The 17,796-nt window shown below is 74.7% G+C and carries 17 protein-coding genes; 11 read left to right on the forward strand and 6 right to left on the reverse strand.

Features of this window, described 5'->3' with window-relative positions:
• Positions 1-7: 7 nt before the first annotated feature.
• Both ACQUFX_RS02385 and ACQUFX_RS02390 read right to left on the reverse strand, forming a co-directional pair.
• The gene (locus ACQUFX_RS02385) at positions 8-1,714 is read right to left on the reverse strand and encodes a sensor histidine kinase (RefSeq protein ID WP_428964409.1); all 1,707 of its coding nucleotides are present in this window, start codon (positions 1,712-1,714) and stop codon (positions 8-10) included.
• 14 nt (positions 1,715-1,728) lie between these two features.
• Entirely contained in the window at positions 1,729-3,534 is a 1,806-nt protein-coding gene (locus tag ACQUFX_RS02390) for an AMP-dependent synthetase/ligase (RefSeq protein WP_428964410.1), read from the reverse strand.
• Positions 3,535-3,738: 204 nt separating this feature from the next.
• Here ACQUFX_RS02390 and ACQUFX_RS02395 point away from each other — a divergent pair, with 204 nt between their 5' ends.
• The 6 genes from ACQUFX_RS02395 (at position 3,739) to ACQUFX_RS02420 (ending at position 9,022) form a co-directional block, all read left to right on the forward strand.
• Positions 3,739-4,194 (forward strand): SRPBCC family protein, encoded by a 456-nt coding sequence (locus ACQUFX_RS02395; protein ID WP_428964411.1) that lies wholly within the window; start codon positions 3,739-3,741, stop codon positions 4,192-4,194.
• Positions 4,195-4,233: 39 nt separating this feature from the next.
• Complete coding sequence (locus tag ACQUFX_RS02400) at positions 4,234-4,923, forward strand: hypothetical protein (RefSeq protein ID WP_428964412.1); 690 nt, start codon at positions 4,234-4,236, stop codon at positions 4,921-4,923.
• A gap of 62 nt (positions 4,924-4,985) precedes the next feature.
• On the forward strand, positions 4,986-5,942 hold the full coding sequence (locus tag ACQUFX_RS02405) for an ROK family glucokinase (protein ID WP_428964413.1): 957 nt from the start codon (positions 4,986-4,988) through the stop codon (positions 5,940-5,942).
• Between the two features lie 53 nt (positions 5,943-5,995).
• Positions 5,996-6,709: an endonuclease/exonuclease/phosphatase family protein gene (locus ACQUFX_RS02410; RefSeq protein WP_428966834.1), complete on the forward strand. Its 714-nt coding sequence runs from the start codon at positions 5,996-5,998 to the stop codon at positions 6,707-6,709.
• 103 nt (positions 6,710-6,812) lie between these two features.
• Entirely contained in the window at positions 6,813-8,213 is a 1,401-nt protein-coding gene (locus ACQUFX_RS02415; protein ID WP_428964414.1) for a flavin-containing monooxygenase, read from the forward strand.
• A 74-nt stretch (positions 8,214-8,287) separates the two neighbouring features.
• On the forward strand, positions 8,288-9,022 hold the full coding sequence (locus ACQUFX_RS02420; protein WP_428966835.1) for an alpha/beta hydrolase: 735 nt from the start codon (positions 8,288-8,290) through the stop codon (positions 9,020-9,022).
• Between the two features lie 72 nt (positions 9,023-9,094).
• On the opposite strand, the gene ACQUFX_RS02425 is transcribed toward ACQUFX_RS02420, so the two are convergent.
• The 3 genes from ACQUFX_RS02425 to ACQUFX_RS02435 all read right to left on the reverse strand — a co-directional run bounded on the left by ACQUFX_RS02425 (position 9,095) and on the right by ACQUFX_RS02435 (position 12,524).
• Positions 9,095-10,513: an alpha,alpha-trehalose-phosphate synthase (UDP-forming) gene (locus ACQUFX_RS02425; RefSeq protein WP_428964415.1), complete on the reverse strand. Its 1,419-nt coding sequence runs from the start codon at positions 10,511-10,513 to the stop codon at positions 9,095-9,097.
• Positions 10,514-10,702: 189 nt separating this feature from the next.
• Entirely contained in the window at positions 10,703-11,545 is an 843-nt protein-coding gene (locus ACQUFX_RS02430; protein WP_428964416.1) for a DUF308 domain-containing protein, read from the reverse strand.
• Between the two features lie 286 nt (positions 11,546-11,831).
• On the reverse strand, positions 11,832-12,524 hold the full coding sequence (locus ACQUFX_RS02435; RefSeq protein WP_067368608.1) for a Crp/Fnr family transcriptional regulator: 693 nt from the start codon (positions 12,522-12,524) through the stop codon (positions 11,832-11,834).
• 330 nt (positions 12,525-12,854) lie between these two features.
• On the opposite strand from ACQUFX_RS02435, the gene ACQUFX_RS02440 reads away from it, so the two are divergent.
• From ACQUFX_RS02440 to ACQUFX_RS02460, 5 genes are all read left to right on the forward strand, one after another.
• Positions 12,855-13,352, forward strand: coding sequence for a polyadenylate-specific 3'-exoribonuclease AS (locus ACQUFX_RS02440; RefSeq protein WP_067368610.1), 498 nt, complete (start codon positions 12,855-12,857; stop codon positions 13,350-13,352).
• 101 nt (positions 13,353-13,453) lie between these two features.
• Positions 13,454-14,002 carry a pyridoxamine 5'-phosphate oxidase family protein gene (locus ACQUFX_RS02445; protein WP_428964417.1) on the forward strand — a complete coding sequence of 183 codons (549 nt, stop codon included), beginning with the start codon at positions 13,454-13,456 and terminating at the stop codon, positions 14,000-14,002.
• A gap of 101 nt (positions 14,003-14,103) precedes the next feature.
• Entirely contained in the window at positions 14,104-15,132 is a 1,029-nt protein-coding gene (locus ACQUFX_RS02450; RefSeq protein ID WP_428966836.1) for a 6-phosphofructokinase, read from the forward strand.
• A gap of 71 nt (positions 15,133-15,203) precedes the next feature.
• A complete protein-coding gene (gene proC, locus ACQUFX_RS02455; RefSeq protein WP_067368625.1) occupies positions 15,204-16,022 on the forward strand; it encodes a pyrroline-5-carboxylate reductase in 819 nt (272 codons plus the stop codon).
• A 91-nt stretch (positions 16,023-16,113) separates the two neighbouring features.
• Positions 16,114-16,464: a DUF2203 domain-containing protein gene (locus tag ACQUFX_RS02460; protein WP_067368062.1), complete on the forward strand. Its 351-nt coding sequence runs from the start codon at positions 16,114-16,116 to the stop codon at positions 16,462-16,464.
• 118 nt (positions 16,465-16,582) lie between these two features.
• Here ACQUFX_RS02460 and ACQUFX_RS02465 read toward each other — a convergent pair whose 3' ends face one another.
• Positions 16,583-17,653 (reverse strand): DUF4397 domain-containing protein, encoded by a 1,071-nt coding sequence (locus ACQUFX_RS02465; RefSeq protein ID WP_428964418.1) that lies wholly within the window; start codon positions 17,651-17,653, stop codon positions 16,583-16,585.
• Positions 17,654-17,796: the final 143 nt, after the last annotated feature.

Raw genomic sequence — 17,796 nt, forward strand, 5'->3', positions numbered from 1 at the left:
CCTCGGGTTACTCCCCTTCTGCTGCGGCTGCTGCTGCGCTACCGCGCACGTTATCGCGCCGGGGCGAGGAGCCGACCACCACCGCCACGGTCGTCCCGCTGGGTTGCCGTGGCCTGATCTCCAACCGGCCCCGGATACGTTCCGCCCTCTCGGCCATGATCGCAAGACCGTAGCGCCCGTCGGGCCGCTGGTCAGCGATACCGTGACCGTCATCCGACACTTCGATCTGGGCGTACGGGGGATCGACCTCGCAGGTGACCCAGAGGTTCGCCGCACCGGCGTGCTTGCGCGCGTTGGTCACCGCCTCCTGGGCGATGCGCAGCAGCTCGGCCTCGGTGGCGGCGGGCAGCCGGGCGGTGGACTCGTCCAGGGACAGGTGCACCCGCAGCCCGCCGGAGGCGCCCACGGTCCGGGCGTACTCGGCGATCGCGGCGGCCAGGCCACCGTGCCGGTCCACCTCGCTGCGCAGCTCGAACAGGCTCAGCCGCAGCTCGGTGATGACCCGGGTGACCTCCTGGCGCAGGGTACGCAGCGACTCGGCGGTCTCCTCGGTGTCGTCGTGCACCGTGGCCAGGGCGTTGTCGATGCCGTACCCGACCATCACCAGTTCCTGGGCGACCCCGTCGTGGATCTCCCGGGCCAGCCGTTGCCGTTCCTCGTTGGTGGCCAGCGAGCGCACCTCGTCGAAGAGCAGCGCCGCCTCCAGCCGCAGCGCGGCCGGGCCGGTCAGCGCGGTCACCCGGGACACCACCGGCGGCGGGTACGCCTGCGGGGCGTCGGCCTCCAGCACCACCAGGCCGACCGTGCGGACCCCGGCGGCCAGCGGCACGATCAGCGCCGAGACGTCCCCGCCGCAGTGCGAGCGGGCCTGCGACCGGGCGGCGGTCTGCGGCTGCTGGCTGGCCCAGGCGTCGGCGATCGCCGAGTCCGCGTCCAGCGTCGTCTCCCAGTCCACCCGCTCCGCGCCGACCTGCGCGAGGACCACCAGCCGGCCGCCGCCGCTGGCGGAGAGCACCGCCGCGCGGTCGGCGCGGGCGACGGTCCGCAGCTCCTCCAGCAGGTGCTCGGAGATGCCGCCCGGGTCCAGGGTGGCCCCGGGTAGCTGCCGGGCCACCGTGCGTAGCTGGGTCAGCAGTCGGGTCGCCTCGGCGTACGGCTGCGGCTTGCCCTCGCCCCGGACCCGCATGAGCTGGTGCAGCACGCTCGCGGTGTAGAGGCCCAACCCGGCCAGCAGCAGCCACTGGGCGCAGACCGCGAGGTAGCCGGGCTGGGTGAGCTGCCGGACGCCGTCGACCCGGGTCACCACGCCGCACACCACCAGCGTGGTCGCGGTGACGCCGAGCAGCACGGCGCCCTCGACGAAGCGGCGGCGCAGGGCGGTGACGGTCACCGGCACCGCCAGGTACGGCAGCACCGCCGACGCGCCGAGGCCGTACGCCGCCGCGCCGGTCGTGCCGACGGCGGCGACCTGGCTGGCGGCCAGCCCGAGCACCACCGCCTCGGCGACCCGGCTGAGCGGGCCGAGCAACCGGTGCTGGGGGGCCAGCAGGGCGGGCAGGCCGGCGGCGGCGAGCAGCGCCACCCACCAGAGCTGTCCGGCGCCGTCGGTGGCGAGCACGGTGAGGACCGCGACCAGCGCGAGCATCACCAACCGGGCGGCGACGGCCAGCGGATGCGGGTGGGGGTGCGGGCGGGTGGGTGTCGAGGCGGGCACGTGACGGATCGTAGTCAGCGGCGGTAGATGTCGGCGATCTCCGGCGCGTACGTCTTCTGGACGACCTGCCGGCGGACCTTCATCGAGGGGGTCATCTCGCCGGTCGCCTCGGTGAAGTCCCGGGGCAGGATCCGGAACTGCTTGATCGCCTCCGCCTTGGAGACGGCCTGGTTGGCGGCGTCGATCGCGCCCTGGACCTCCGCCCGCAGCGCCTCGTCGTCCCGCAGTTGCTCGACGGTGGCCCCGGCCGGCAGCCCGGCCGACTCCCGCCAGGCCGGGAACGCCTCCTCGTCGATGGTGACCAGCGCCGCGACGAACGGCTGCCGGTCGCCCACCACCACGCACTGGCTGATCAGCGGGTGCGCCCGGACCTGGTCCTCCAGCACGGCCGGGGCGACGTTCTTGCCGGCCGCGGTGACGATGATCTCCTTCTTCCGGCCGGTGATGCTGAGGAACCCGTCGTTGTCGAGCTGGCCCAGGTCGCCGGTGCGGAACCAGCCGTCGCTGGTGAGCGCCTCGGCGGTGGCCTCCTCGTTGTGCCAGTACCCCTGGAAGACCAGGTCACCGGCGATCAGGATCTCGCCGTCGTCGTCGACGCGGATGGTCACGCCGGGCAGCGGGCGGCCCACGCTGCCGATCCGGGTGGCGTCGGGCAGGTTCGCCGCGGCGGCGGGGGAGGTCTCGGTCAGGCCGTACCCCTCCAGCACGGTGACCCCGACGCCCCGGAAGAAGTGGCCGAGCCGGGCGCCCAGCGGCGCCCCGCCGGAGATCGCGTCCCGGCACCGGCCGCCGAGCGCGGCGCGCAGCTTGCTGTACACCAGCCGGTCGAAGAGCGCGTGCTGGACGCGCAGCCCGAGACCGGGCCCGCCCGGGGTGTCCTGCGCCTCGCTCCAGGCGATGGCGACCTTCTCGGCCCGCTCGAAGATCCGGCCCTTGCCGCCGGCCTCGGCCTTCTGCTTGGCGCCGTTGTAGACCTTCTCGAAGACCCGGGGCACCGACAGCACGAAGGTCGGGCGGAAGCGTTGCAGCTCGGCGACCAGGTTGGTGGGGTCGCCGCTGTGCGCCATGGTGGCCCGCGCCTGCACCACGCCGATCTGGATCAGCCGGGCGAAGGCGTGTGCCAGTGGCAGGAACAGCAGCGTGGCCGCCCCGGCGTTGAACAGGTTCGGCAGCACCGGCACCGCGTTGGCGATGTCGGCGTACATGTTGCGGTGGGTGAGCACGCAGCCCTTGGGCCGGCCGGTGGTGCCACTGGTGTAGATGATGGTGGCCAGGTCGTCGGCCCTGAGCGCGGCCCGTCGCCGCTCGATCTCGGTCGGGTCGACCGACTCGCCGGCGGCGACCAGGTCGGCCACCCCACCCAGCTCGATCTGCCACACCGTGCCGAGCTGCGGGGTCCGGTCGCGGATTCCGGCGACGAGGGTGGCGTGGGCGTTGCTCTCCACCACGGCGGCCACCGCGCCCGAGTCGGCCAGGATCCAGGCGGCCTGCTCGGCGCTGGAGGTCTCGTAGATCGGCACGGTCACCGCGCCGGCCGCCCAGATCGCGTAGTCGACCAGGGTCCACTCGTAGCGGGTCCGGCTCATCAGCGCGACCCGGTCGCCCGGTGCGATCCCGGCGGCCACCAGGCCCCGGGCCACCGCGACCACCTCGTCGCGGAACTGGCGGCAGGTCACGTCGACCCAGTCCGGCCCGCCGGCCGGGTCGGGCCGGACGAACTGCACCGTGTCCGGGGCGGCCTCGGCGTTGGCCCAGACCGGGTCGGTCAGGTTGGCCGCGTCGCCGACGGTGACGATCGGCGGGACGGAGAACTCGCGCACCCTGACGCTCCCTCGTGCTCGTACGGGCCCGGTCACCGGCGCGGCGAACGGGTGGCCGGCTCTGTGGAAACCTACCCGCCCACCCGGTGGACGCGGGCAGGCAGGCCGGTGCGGGCACCCGGGGCGCCCCTGGTGACGGCGGCGGGCCCCGGGCCGAGGGTGGCACCCGGCGCGGGGTCGGGCGGGGCCGGGTAGCCTCCCCACATGGCCGACTCCTCCACCCAGTCGATCGTCGTGGCCGCGCCACCGGAGCGGGTGGCGGCGGTGATCTGCGACTTCCCCCGGTACCCGGAGTGGACCGAGGCCGTCCAGCGGGTCGAGGTGGTCGAGGAGTACGAGGACGGGTACGCCAGCCAGGTCCGGTTCACCCTGGACGCCGGGGTGATGGCCGACGACTACACCCTGGCGTACGCCTACTCCGAGGACCTGTCCCGCATCGAGTGGCACCTGGTCGCGCCCTCGAAGATGCAGCGCTCCCAGGTGGGCTCGTACGACATCGTCGGCAACCCGGACGGCACCTCGACGGTCACCTACACGCTGGAGGTGGAGCTCTCCGTCGGGATGCTCGGGATGTTCCGCCGCAAGGCGGAGAAAATGATCATGGATGCCGCGTTGAAGCAACTCAAGCGCCGGGTAGAGACACCCGGAGCCGCGCAGTGACGCGCCCGACGGCACGGTCGCCACGGTAGGGAGCCCACCATGGGTGGTACGGAACCGGGTTCGGCCCGGGAAGAGGCGGAGCGGCTGGTCGCCACCCTGCTCGCCGCGGCCCGGACGGCCTCGTCCGCGGCCGGGGCGTCGCCCTGGGGTCCGCTCGGTGGGATGCTCTCGGGTGTCCTCGGTCACAGCGCGGGCCAGGGCGGGTCACCCCGTCCCGACCCCGCCGCCCCGGGCGGTTTCGCCACCGGCACGCCCGAGTGCTGCGTCTGCCCGGTCTGCCGGGCGATCGTCGCGATGCGCGACCCGAGCCCGGAGTTCGCCGAGCGGCTCGCCACCGGCGCCGGGGATCTGGCCGCCGGCGTGGCCAGCCTGCTGCGGGCCTTCGCCAGCCCCGACGATCGACCACCGTCGTCGCCCAACCCCGCCGCGCCGCCGCCGTCCACCGCCGCCGCCGGTGACACCGGCACACCCGGTGCGAACGCGGAAGCGGATCACGTCTGGCGCGAGGCCACCCGTACCGGGCATGATTCTGCACCGGCGCCGGAGCATGACGTCTGGTCCGCCGCGACCCGTACCGGGGACGCGGCTGCTCGGGCCGCCACCGTACCGCCCGTCGACGGCGACGGGCCGGGCGAGCCGGCGACGGGCCGGCCGCCGGCCGACCGTCCCGTGGTGCCCGCTACCCGGGCGCCCGACACGGGTGAGCACGCACCGGGCGACGGGGCCTGACCACCGGACATCCCGTCCCGACCGGCACCGCCGGTGCGGGGCCGGCAGCACAGCAGAGGGGAGTGGCAGCGGTGACGCTGACCATCGGAGTCGACGTCGGTGGCACGAAGGTGGCCGGCGGTGTCGTTGACGACACCGGCGCGGTGCTGGTGCAGGTCCGACGGGACACCCCCGCCGAGGACGTCGGCAAGACCCGGGACGTCATCATCGAGGTGGTCACCGAACTGGCCGCCGGCCGCGCGATCGACGCGGTCGGGATCGGTGCCGCCGGCTGGATCGACGCGAGTCGCTCCACCGTGCTCTTCGCCCCCAACCTCGCCTGGCGGGACGAGCCGCTGCGACAGTACGTCAGCGACGCCGTCGGCCTGCCGGTGATCGTGGAGAACGACGCCAACGTCGCGGCCTGGGCCGAGTTCCGCCACGGCGCGGCCCGCGACGCCGAGGACTCGATGGTCATGTTCACCATCGGCACCGGCGTCGGCGGCGGGATCGTGCTCGGCGGCGACCTGGTCCGGGGCGCCCACGGCATCGCCGCCGAGTTGGGCCACATGCTCACCGTCCCCGACGGCCACCAGTGCGGCTGCGGCCGGCTCGGCTGCATCGAGCAGTACGCCAGCGGCAACGCGCTGGTCCGGTTCGCCCGTGCCGGGGCCCGCCAGGAGCCGCACCGGGCAACCGCCCTGCTGCGCCTGGCCGGCGGCGAGGCCGAGGCGATCACCGGCCCGATGGTGACCGCCGCCGCGCAGGGCGGCGACCCGGTCTCCTCCGAGGCGTTCGCCCAGATCGGCCGCTGGCTGGGCACCAGCCTCGCCGACATGGCCCAGATTTTGGACCCGCAGGTGCTGGTCGTCGGCGGTGGCGTGATCGACGCCGGTGACCTGCTGCTCGGCCCCACCCGCCGGTCCTTCGCCGACGCGCTGGCCCAGCGCCGCCGGCTGCCGGTGGCCGACATCCGTCCGGCCGAGCTGGGCAACAGCGCCGGCGTCATCGGCGCCGCCGACCTGGCCCGCCGGCTGTAGGGAACGCGCGTGAGGGAACGCGTCGTGGGAAACGCGAGGAGCAACGGGTGAGCATGTCCACCGGCACCCCGGCCGACGGGGTGCGGCTGCGGGTGGTGTCGTACAACGTCCACGGCCAGCGGGACGACGCGGCGGCGCTGGCGGCCGTGGTCCGGACCGCCGAGCCGGACGTGGTGATCGTGCAGGAGGGCGCGCGCCGGTTCCGCTGGCGGCAGCGCAACGCCGCCCTGGCCGCGTCGTTCGGGCTGGTCGTCGCGGCCGGCGGGCTGCCGTCGCTGGGCAACGTCCTGCTGACCAGCCTGCGGGTCCGGGTGCTCGACACCCGGTGCCGGCGGTTCCCGCTCACCCCGGGGCGGCACCTGCGGGGCGCGGCGTTCGCCGACTGCCTGGTGGGCGGTGCCCGGTTCACCCTGGCCGGCTCGCACCTGTCCACCGACCCGGCGGAACGACCCGCCCAGGCGCGGGCGCTGCGACAGGACCTCGCCGGGGCGCCGTGGCCGGTGATCGCCGGAGCGGACGTCAACGAGGGGCCGGACGGCCCGGCGTGGGCCACCCTCGCCGAGGGGCTGACCGACACGGCGGTGGCGATGGACCGGGCGGACCGGCTCACCTACTCCTGCGCCGACCCGCGCCGCCGGATCGACGCGCTCTTCGTCGACCCCCGGATCGCCGTGCTCGACTACGACGTGGTGGACACCCCGCAGACCCGCCGGGCCAGCGACCACTTCCCGATCCTGGTCGACCTGCGCCTGCCGGTCACCGACTGAACGCCGCTGCGGCGCGCCGCGTGCCGCGCTGGACAACCGGCGTCGATGTGGAGAGGATTTCGCATCGACCGGCACGGGTGCCGCACATAAGGAGTCTTCCCGGGTGTCCTCCTCCACCGACCACGGCCGTCCCGACCCCGACGCGACGGTCGCGCTGGCCCCGGACGGTCGCTCCGTCTCCGACCGTGGCGACACCGTCTGCGTGATCGGCGCGGGCGCCAGCGGCCTGGCCGCCCTGAAGAACCTCCGCGAGCACGGTTTCGGGGTCGACTGCTACGAGCGGGAGACCGGCGTCGGCGGCGCCTGGAACTGGCGGCACGACCGCAGCCCGGTGTACGCCAGCACCCACCTGATCTCGTCGCGGCCGTTCACGCAGTTCCCCGACTTCCCGATGCCCGACGACTGGCCGGACTACCCGCACCACGGCCAGCTCCTGTCCTACTTCGAGCGGTACGCCGACCACTTCGACCTGCGCTCGCACATCTGGTTCGGCACCGAGGTGATCCGGGTCGAGCCGGTCGCCGGGGACCGGTGGGACGTCACCACCCGCTCCACCGGCGGGTACGGCCCGGAACGCACCTCCCGGTACGCCGCCGTGGTGATCGCCAACGGCCACAACTGGTCGCCGAAGCTGCCCGCGTACGAGGGGCTGGAGCAGTTCCGGGGCGAGATCATGCACGCCTCCTCCTACAAGGACGCCACCCAGGTACGCGGCAAGCGGGTGCTGGTGGTCGGCGGCGGCAACACCGGCTGCGACATCGCCGTGGAGGCCGCCCAGCAGGCGTCGCAGTGCTGGCACTCCACCCGGCGCGGCTACTGGTACACCCCGAAGTACCTGCTCGGCCGCCCCGCCGACCAGGTCAACGACGGGCTGCTCGCGTGGCGGGTGCCGCTGGCGGTACGCCGGTGGCTGCACCGCCTCGCGCTGCGGCTCACCGTCGGCGACCTCACCCGCTTCGGCCTGCCCCGGCCCGACCACAAGGTCTACGAGACGCACCCGATCGTCAACAGCCAGCTCGTCCACTACGTCGGGCACGGCCGGATCGCCCCGGTGCCGGACGTCGCCCGGTTCCACGGCGCCTCGGTGGAGCTGACCGACGGCCGGCAGATCGAGCCCGAGCTGGTCGTCTTCGCCACCGGGTACCTGCCGCGATTCGAGTTCCTCGACCCGTCGCTGCTCGGCGACGACGGGGCGGGGCAGCCCCGGCTCTGGCTCAACGCCTTCGCCCCCGGCCAGCCGACGCTCGCCGTGGTCGGGCTGGTGCAGTCGGACTCCGGCCTCTTCCCGCTGTCGCACTGGCAGGCGGTGCTCTTCGCCCGGCTGCTGCGGCAGCGGGTGGAGCGCCCGGAGCGGGCGGCGGCGTTCGCCGCCCGGGTGACGGCCGGCGCGGGGCAGCGGTACGCCGGCCGGGTCGTGTCGAGCAGCCGGCACGTCTTCGAGGTGGCGCACACCGAGTACCTGCGCGCCGTGCAGCGCGCCCTGGACGAGCTGGAGGCGGCGTGAGCGCGCGGACCGGGCGGGTGCGGATCCTGCGGGGCCGGGAGTGGGCCCGTCCGGTCCGGCCGGCCCGCCGGGAGATGGTCAGCGCCCTGCCCGAGCTGGAGGAGGGGCGTCCGCCGCTGCTGTTCGTCCCCGGGTTCGGCCACGGCGCCTGGGCCTTCGCCGAGCACTGGCTGGGGCACACCGCCGCCCGGGGCTTCCCGGCGTACGCGGTCAGCCTGCGCGGGCACGGCGGCAGCGCCCCGGCGCCGGAGGCGACGCTGCGCGCGTACGTGCACGACGTGACCCAGGCGGCGGCGAGCCTGCCGCGCCAGGCGGTGCTGGTGGGGCACGGCGCCGGGGCGCTGGTGGTGGCGCACGCGCTGGCCCGCTACCCGGCCCGCGCCGCGGTGCTGGTCGCCCCGGTGCTCGGCGGCTGGGGCACCCTCGGCGCGGCGCTGCGGCACAACCCGGCCGGCACCGTCCCGGCCGTCTTCGGCGGCCCGTTGCGGCTGACCCGTCGGCAGTTGTTCAGCCACGACCTGCCCGACCCGCAGGCCCGCCAGTACGTCTCCCGGCTGGGCCGGGCCGGGCGGCGGGCCCAGTGGCAACTGCTGGCGCACCGCGCGCCGGAGCCGGCGGTGGGCGCCCCGCCGGTGCTGGTGCTGGGCAGCCCGGACGACCGGGTGGTGCCGCCCGCCGCGCTGACCCGGGCCGCCCGGCGGTACGGCTCCGCGCCGCTGCTCTTCCCCGGCATGGGGCACGACCTGATGCTCGACGCACGCTGGCCGGAGCCGATCGACGCGATCCTGGACTGGCTGGCCAAGGTGTGAGCCGGGGTCGCCCGCCGCCGGCCCGGCGGGCGCGGACGACCCCGGGGGCTCACCCCGCGGGCGGCCCGTGGCTCAGGCGGGGCCGCCCAGGCGGTGCAGCAGCGAGCCGCCCTCGTCCAGCGCGCTGAGGTAGGAGCGGGCCCAGGCCCGGATGTCGTACCGGTGCAGGTGCGCCCGCATCGCCCGCATCCGGGCGGTGACGTCCGCCGGGTCGGCCTCCAGCGCGGAGAGCAACCCCTGCTTCAACCCCTCCAGGTCGTGCGGGTTGACCAGGTACGCCTGGGACAGCTCGGTGGCGGACCCGGCGAACTCGCTGAGCAGCAGCGCGCCGCTGTCGTCGACCCGGGCGGCCACGTACTCCTTGGCGACCAGGTTCATCCCGTCACGCAGCGGAGTCACCGCCATCACGTCGGCGACCCGGTACAGGGCGGCCAGCTCCGCCCGGTCGAAGGGCTGGGTGAGGTAGTGGATGGCCGGCTCGCCGACCCGGCCGAACTCGCCGTTGATCCGCCCCACCTCGCGCTCGACCCGGTCCCGCAGGACCTGGTACTGCCCGACCCGCTCCCGGCTGGGCACCGCCACCTGGACCAGCACCGTGTCCCGGACCTTGACGTGCCCGCTGGCCAGCAGCTCGCTGTACGCGGTGAGCCGCTGCTCGATGCCCTTGGTGTAGTCCATCCGGTCGACGCTGAGGATGACGTGCGCGGGGTCGCCGAGGTCCCGGCGGAACCGCTGGGCCCGCTCGGCCACCTCGGGGCTGCCGGCCAGCGCGGACATCTCGACGGTGTCGATGGAGACCGGGAAGGCGCCGATGCGGACCACCCGGTCGTCGACGGCGATCCGCCGGTCGGTGGCGGAGACGCCAAGGACCTTGGTGGTGAGCTGGGCGAAGTTGTGCGCCGCCTGGGCCCGCTGGAACCCGACCAGGTCGGCGCCGAGCATCCCGCGCAGCAGCTCCGCCCGGCGGGGGAGCTGCATGAACAGCTCCGGGGGCGGGAACGGCACGTGCAGGAAGAAGCCGATCCGCAGGTCGGGACGGAGCGCCCGGAGCAGGCCGGGCACCAGTTGCAGGTGGTAGTCCTGCACCCAGACGATCGCGCCGGGCTCGGCCACCGCCGCGGTCGCCTCGGCGTACCGCTGGTTGACCCGCTGGTACGCCTCCCACCAGCGACGGTGGTGTTCCGGCTGCTCGACGGCGTCGTGGTAGAGGGGCCACAGGGTCGCGTTGGCGAAGCCCTCGTAGTGGTCCCGGAGGTCGTCGAGAGTGAGGGGGACGGTGTGCATCCGCACGCCGTCCACGTCCGGCAGACTCGGCGCCGGGCCGCTCCCGCCGGCCCAGCCCACCCAGGTGGCGGGCGTCTGCCGGAGCAGGGGGTGCAGGGCGCTCACGAGTCCACCCGGGCTGCGGCGCCACTCGCAGGCGCCGTCGGGAGCCACACTGTCATCGATGGGGAGGCGCATCGCCACCACTACGAGGGAACTCTGTCGCATCTCGGGGCATTCCGATCAGCCGAGACCAACCGCCACGAGGGAGGGAAAACCAGGCAGCCGGTGGGGGAAGTGACGGACAGCGGTATTCCTACTGACGGTAAGTTACACCACTGTTGCGCCGGTCCGTCAGGTGGACCACGTCCCGGCATCCGGTCACGGTGCGACGACGCGGCGTCATCCGCCGCGGGCTCAGACGACCGCGCCGTCGTCCGGGTCGTCATCGGCGTCACCGGGACGCAGCCGCATGATCAGCGTGACGAACCCGGCGAGGATGCCGGTGAACCCCAGCAGCGTGACCACCGACCGGTCCACCGGCAGCAGCGACGGGAAGAGGAAGAGCACGAACCCCAGGACGATCGCCAGCACGCCCACCACGGCGTACTTCGACACCCGGGGCAGCGGGGGCGGGGGCGGGGGGACGTAGCGCTCGTCCGCGTCGTCGTCGGGCAGGTGCGCGCCGAAGGTGTCCAGCCCGTCCAGCAGCGACGGCTCGTCGACGCGGTCCCGGTCCCGGCCGACGGAGATGCCGGAGATGTCGGCCGCGTAGGGCAGCCGCCGGACGTCGGTGGCGGTCGAGGTGCTGCCGTCCTCCGTGCCGGTGCGGGTCGCCGTCGCGCCGGCCGGCCCGTCGTCCTCCACGTCCTCCGCCGCCGGCCAGGGACGGCGGTCGGCCGGCGCGGTGGAGTCGTGGTACCCGGCGACGATGCGCGCCCACTCGGCGTCGATGTCGGGCTCGGCGTCGCGGGAGCGCTCCGGCGTCGCCTCGTCGGCGAGCTGGGTGAGGTAGTCCCGGGCGGTGGTCAGGTGGGAGCGGTCGACGTACAGCCGGTCGACCGGGCGGGCGGGCACGGTGGTGGTGCGGGTGACGGGGTTCAGGTCGGCGGAGGGCTGGAGATAGGCCGCGATCCCGCCGGCGGCGAGCACGTCGAGCAGGTGCTCGCCGACACGCGGGTCCACGTCGCCGGCGACGGCGTACTCGCTCGCGTCGAGCCCGTTGTCCCGCCGACCCCGGCGGGCCCCACCCGATGACACCGGACATCCTCCTCACCGCGCGCCGCGTCGCGCCCGCGTCCAGCCCCGCGCGCCGACCCACACGCCGTGCTCTGAATCGTGACACGACCGGGCGACTTCCGGGAGTGTCTTGTGTCGCGTCTGCCAAAGTACGCAAGCGCGGCGGCCCCGGACGCGTCCATGCCGGGCGGCCGATCGGACCGGTTCGGCGACCCCGTCGGCGGCGCGGACCGCCCCGCCGGCGGGGCGGTCCGGTGGGTTGTATGTCGGAATTGGCGTAGGGTGCCGAGCTGGCTGTCGGACCAGGTCAGCGGTCGCTCATGCCGGCGCGGCGGCGCAGCGCGGCCACGTCGGTGACGACGATCCGCCGGCCCTCGGTCCGCAGCCAGCCCCGGCTGGCGAACGAGCCGATGGCCTGGTTGACGCTCTGCCGGGAGCCGCCGGCCATCTCGGCGAGCTGGCTCTGGTTCAGCTCGATGGTGATCATCGGGGCCTGGCTCTCGCCGGCCAGCCGGACCAGCGTCTTGGCCACCCGGCCGGGCAGGTCGAGGAAGACGTGGTCGGCGTTCTGCTCGGTCAGCCGGCGGATCAGTCCGCCGAGTGAGCGCATCACCGCGTCGAGGATGCGCGGGTTGGAGTGGACCAGCTCCATGAAGGCGCCCCGGGACAGGGCGAGGGCGGTGCAGTCCTCGATCGCCTCGGCCGACGCCGACCGGGTGGAGGCGTCGAGCAGGGAGACCTCGCCCAGCACGTCCGGTGGGCGGACCACGGACAGCACGGCGCGCTCGCCGGTCGGCGCGGTCCGGAACACCGCCACGGCTCCCCGGCGCAGCACGATCAGCGACTCGCCCGGGTCGTTCTCCACGAAGAGCAACTGGCCCTTGCGGTAGGTGCGGGGCACCGCCGCCGCGATCACCCGCTGCCGGACCTCCGGCTCCAGGCCGGCGAACATGTCGACACCCGTGAGCGCGTCACCCGGCTCCGGCAGGCGCATCTCCACGTCCTGACCCCTCCCCGGTTAAGGACCAATTCGCAGCCTGGTGAACCTGACAGCCCCCGCTGCGAGGCGACTGGTGAACCGGTTCGGCGGCCGGTGACGGTACACATCAGATCATGACGTCCCGGTCGCTTGCTGTACACCCCTCAAATCACCTGCGTGACAGCCGCGACCTGCGCCGGGACCGACGGCGGTGTCGGACGACCCGACCGTCGGTCGGGATCGGACCGACCGGCCGAGGGGCCACCAGCCGACCGGCCGGCGGCGGACCGCCGCCCCGACGCCGGGCCCCCGGCGTCGGGGCGGCACCCGAGGTGGGCGAGGATGGTACGGATGGTCTACCGCTACTTCTACGACTGCGAGTTCATCGAGGACGGCCACCTCGTCGACCTGGTGTCGATCGGCGTCGTCGACGAGTACGGCCGCGAGTTCTACGCGGTCTCCACCGAGTTCGACGACTCCCGGGCGATCCCCTGGGTACGCCGTAACGTGCTCGACAAACTGCCGTCCCCGGCCGACCGGGCGTGGCGGTCCCGGGAGCGGATCCGCGACGAGCTGTACGAGTTCCTCGTCGAGCCGGTCCGGGGGCGTCCCGGCGAGCAGGTGGAGCTGTGGGCCTGGTACGCCGCCTACGACCACGTGGCGCTGGCCCAGCTCTGGGGGGCGATGCCGGCGCTGCCCCGGGAGATTCCCCGGTTCACCAAGGAGCTGCGCCAGCTCTGGGACGACCGGGGCCGGCCGAGCCTGCCGGAGGCCGCGTCGGCCCGGCACGACGCCCTGGTCGACGCCCGGCACAACCTGGCCCGCTGGCGGGCGATGACCGGCGGCTGACGGCCGGCGGGGCGATCCGTCGGGAGGTGCCGAACAGCAGGTTTGACCGGTTCTGTCCGGGGCACCGGTTCGACTGTCGCCGTCGATGCGAGGGGTACGCCATGAGCCGTGGACCGACCGCCGCCGCCGAGGCCCGCCGCCGGGTCACCGACCTGGTCCGGCGGGCCGGGGTCGCCATGCTCACCACGATCGACCTCGACGGTCGCCTGGTCAGTCGGCCGATGGGGCTGCCCCAGGAGGAGTTCGACGGCGACCTGTGGTTCTTCGCGCACGCGGGCTCGGCCACGCTCCGCCACATCCGGGTCAACCCCGAGGTCAACGTGGCCTTCACGGACCAGCGGCACGCCTTCTGGGTGGCGCTGACCGGCATCGCCGGCGAGGGGTACGACCGGGCGCGGGTCGAGCGGCTGTGGCGGCCGGCGCTGGCGGCCTGGTTCCCCGCCGGGCCGGACACCCCCGGGCTGACCCTGATCAAGGTGCACGCGATCGCCGCCGACTACTGGGACGCGGCGAGCGGCACCGTGACCACCCTGCTCGGCCGGGCCCGGCCCGCGGGGCCGGGGGGAACGGGTCGGTCCGGTGCCGACGAGGCCCCCGGCACCCGGGGCGCGCGGTCGGCCGACGAGCACGCCGACTACAGTTCGCAGTGACGGCCCGCCCCGGGCCGGCAACGGTGCCGATCGGTCTGACCTGACCCATATCCTGGGGCACAATCCGGGCTTACCTGATGCTTCGGGAGGATGAGCAGATCATGCGTATCGGCGTGCTCACCGGCGGCGGCGACTGCCCAGGTCTGAACGCGGTCATCCGCGCGGTGGTCCGTAAGGGTGTCGGCACCTACGGTCACGAGTTCGTGGGCTTCCGGGACGGGTGGAAGGGCCCGTTGGAGGGCCTGTCCAAGCCCCTGGGCATCGCCGAGGTGCGGGGCATCCTGCCGCGGGGCGGCACCATCCTGGGCTCGTCCCGGACCAACCCGTTCAAGATCGAGAACGGCGTCGAGAAGATCAAGGAGAACCTCGCCGAGCAGGGCGTGGACGCCCTGATCGCGATCGGCGGGGAGGACACCCTCGGGGTCGCCACCAAGCTGCACGAGCTGGGGGTCAACGTCGTCGGGGTGCCCAAGACCATCGACAACGACCTCGGGGCCACCGACTACACCTTCGGTTTCGACACCGCGGTCAACATCGCGATGGAGGCCATCGACCGGCTGCACACCACCGCCGAGAGCCACCACCGCACCCTGGTGGTCGAGGTGATGGGCCGGCACGCCGGCTGGATCGCCCTGCACGCCGGCCTGGCCGGTGGCGCGAACGTGATCCTGCTTCCCGAGCGGAAGTTCGACGTCGAGCAGGTCGCCGGGTACGTCAACAAGCGGTTCGACCACCAGTACGCCCCGATCGTGGTGGTCGCCGAGGGCGCCCAGCCGATCGACGGCCAGATGGTCCTGCACAACCAGGAGCTGGACTCCTTCGGTCACGTCCGGCTCGGCGGCATCGGCCAGTGGCTGGCCGAGCAGCTCGAGGCGAAGACCGGCAAGGAGGCCCGGACCGTCGTCCTCGGCCACATCCAGCGCGGTGGCACCCCGACCGCCTTCGACCGGGTGCTCGCCACCCGGCTCGGGCTCCAGGCGATCGACGCCGTGCACGAGGCCGACTGGGGCAAGATGGTCGCCATGCAGAGCACGGACATCGTCCGGGTGCCGCTGGCCGACGCGACCCGCGAGCTGAAGACCGTGCCGCTGGAGCGGTACGCCGAGGCCGAGGTCTTCTTCGGTAGCTGATCGTCGTAGCCGGCGACGCGGTGGGCCGCAGGGCCCGCCGCGTCGCCGCCGTCATGGAGGGGGTACGGCCGATGGCGACGCCGGTGCACACCGTCGCGGTGATCGGTGCGGGCAAGATCGGCGAGCTGGTGCTCTCCGGGCTGCTCCGTTCGGGCTGGCCGGTGGACCGGCTGCTGGCCACCGCGCGGCGACCCAGCCGGGCCGAGGAGCTGACCGCCCGGTACGGCGTCCGGGTGGTGGACAACCACACCGCCGTGGCGGAGGCGGAGGTCCTCGCCGTCGCGGTGAAGCCGCAGGACGCCGCCGCCCTGCTGGCGGAGATCGGCCCGAAGGTCCCCGCTGACAAGCTGGTGATCTCCCTCTGCGCCGGCCTGCCGACCACCTTCTTCGCCCGCCGGCTGCCCGAGGGCACCCCGGTCGTGCGGGTGATGACCAACACCCCCGCCCTGGTGGACCAGGCGATGACCGCGATCTCGGCGGGCGCCCACGCCACCGGCGCGCACCTGGCCCTGGCCGAGGAGATGTTCACCCCGCTCGGGGCCACCCTCCGGGTGCCCGAGTCGCAGCAGGACGCGGTGACCGCCCTCTCCGGCTCCGGCCCGGCGTACTTCTACCTCCTGGTCGAGGCGATGATCGACGCGGGCATCCTGCTCGGCCTGCCCCGGCAGGTGGCCCACGACCTGATCGTGCAGACCGCGATCGGCTCGGCGGTGATGCTGCGTGACTCGGGCGAGCACCCGGTGAAGCTGCGCGAGGCGGTCACCTCACCCGCCGGTACCACCATCTCCGCCATCCGGGAGCTGGAGCGGCACGGGGTCCGCGCCGCGCTGCTGGAGGCCCTGGAGGCCGCCCGGGACCGCGCCCGCGAACTGGCCGCCCAGGCCGACTGAGCACCCGGCCGGGCCGACTGGACATCCGGCCGGGCCCGCCGACGGTGCCGGCGGTCGATCGGCCGGTGTCGTCGTGCCGCATACTGGCGCGGTGTTCACTCTCGCCCAGGCCCGCTCCCTGGTCTCCACCCTGCGCCCCCGGGTCGACGAGCTGATCCGGATCCGGGCCGACCTGACCGAGCTGCGGGCCGACCTGGCCGCACACGGCGTCTCCGTGCTCGGCGGCCGGCCCGAGGTGAAGGCCCTGGAGGCGCGGCTGCACGCCGTGCTGGAGGAGCTGAACGGGCACGACATCCAGGTCAAGGGCATCGCGCCGGTGCTGCTCGACTTCCCCGGGGAGCGCGACGGCCGCCCGGTGCTCTGGTGCTGGCTGGAGGGGGACACCGACCTGCGCTGGTACCACCGGGTGGAGTGCGGCTTCGCCGGCCGCCGCCCGGTCTAGCCCACCGCCGATCCGGCCGGCGCGCCGGCCACCACCGCGACCCCGGGGGCCGCGCCGGCCGCGACCAGCCCGGCCAGCGGCGATCGGCGGTGCCGGACTCCCGGGCCGGGCCGGCCGGTCACCGGCCCGGCCGCCACCGGCGTCGCCGCAGCGCCCGCCCACCGGCGACCGCCAGCGCGGCGACCAGCCCGCCCAGGAGCACCGGGTACGTCCCGACGGGCCACCCGGCCCCGCCCCCGGCGCGGGCGTCCCCGGCGGTCGTGGTTCCGTCCGCGCCGGGTGGGCTGGTGTCCGCGCCCGGCGGTGCCGGCTCCCCGGCGGCCGGGGCGTCGGAGCCGGGGCTCGGTGTGGAGCCGCCGCGCAGTGCCAGGCCGCCGGCACCGGTGTCCACGCCACCGGTCGGGGTGACCGCGCCGCCCCGGGCGTCCTCGCGCAGTTCGGCGGTGAGCCTGCTCCGCTCGGCGTCGAGCACCAGCAGCGAGTAGACCGCCCCCGGCGTCAGCGTGACCCGGGTGTCGGCGGTGGGCCCGTTCGGCCCGCCCAGGCGCAGTCGCCACGGCCCCGGCTCCACCGCCCGGTACCCGGTGGTGGTGGCGAACCGCACGCCCTCGGCGATCACCGGCCCGTCGGCGGCGGCCACGTCCAGCACCGGGGCGCGGACCGAGGCCTGCACCACCCGGACCTTGGCCTGCCCGGCCGGCGGGGCGCTCAGGTCGTCGTCGAGCACCCGCAGGCCGAGGTCGGCGTACCGGCCCACGCCGGCCACCGTGTACGCCTCCCCGGCGGTCACCGCCACCTCCGTGGTCAGCACCGGCTGCTCGTCGGCGGGAGCGCCGGCCGTGCGCATCGCCACCGCGTACCGGCCGGCCGGCACCGGCAGGTACGCCGACACCACGCCGTACCCGACGGCGGGGAAGACCTGAGGCTCGTCGGTGTCCGGCGCGCTCAGGTACACGTCGACGGCGGGGGTGTCGGGGGAGAGGTGCGCCAGCCGCACGTACCCGACGGCGCCCGCCCGGTCGACCTGGTACGCCGCGCCCGCCCGCTCGGCCGCGGCCCGGTGCGCGGCCGGGGCCGCCGGGTGCGCCCCGACGGCCGGCGGACCGGCGGCGAGGGCCAGGCCGGTGCCGAGCAGCAGCGCGGCGAGGGCGGCCGAGGGCCGGTGGACAGGGGAACGGGACCCGCGCATCACGCCTCCGCTGGGTTGACCGGACGAACACTGCGGGTAACAGGGTCCCGTGGACGGGACTGGGTGGCAAGTCCGCTGGCCAGCCCCGCCGACGCCCCCGCCGCCGGGCGGACCGGCCGGGTCCGGCGACGCGGACAGCCCCG

Source organism: Micromonospora fluostatini, assembly GCF_050410825.1.
GTDB classification, from domain to species: domain Bacteria; phylum Actinomycetota; class Actinomycetes; order Mycobacteriales; family Micromonosporaceae; genus Micromonospora; species Micromonospora rosaria.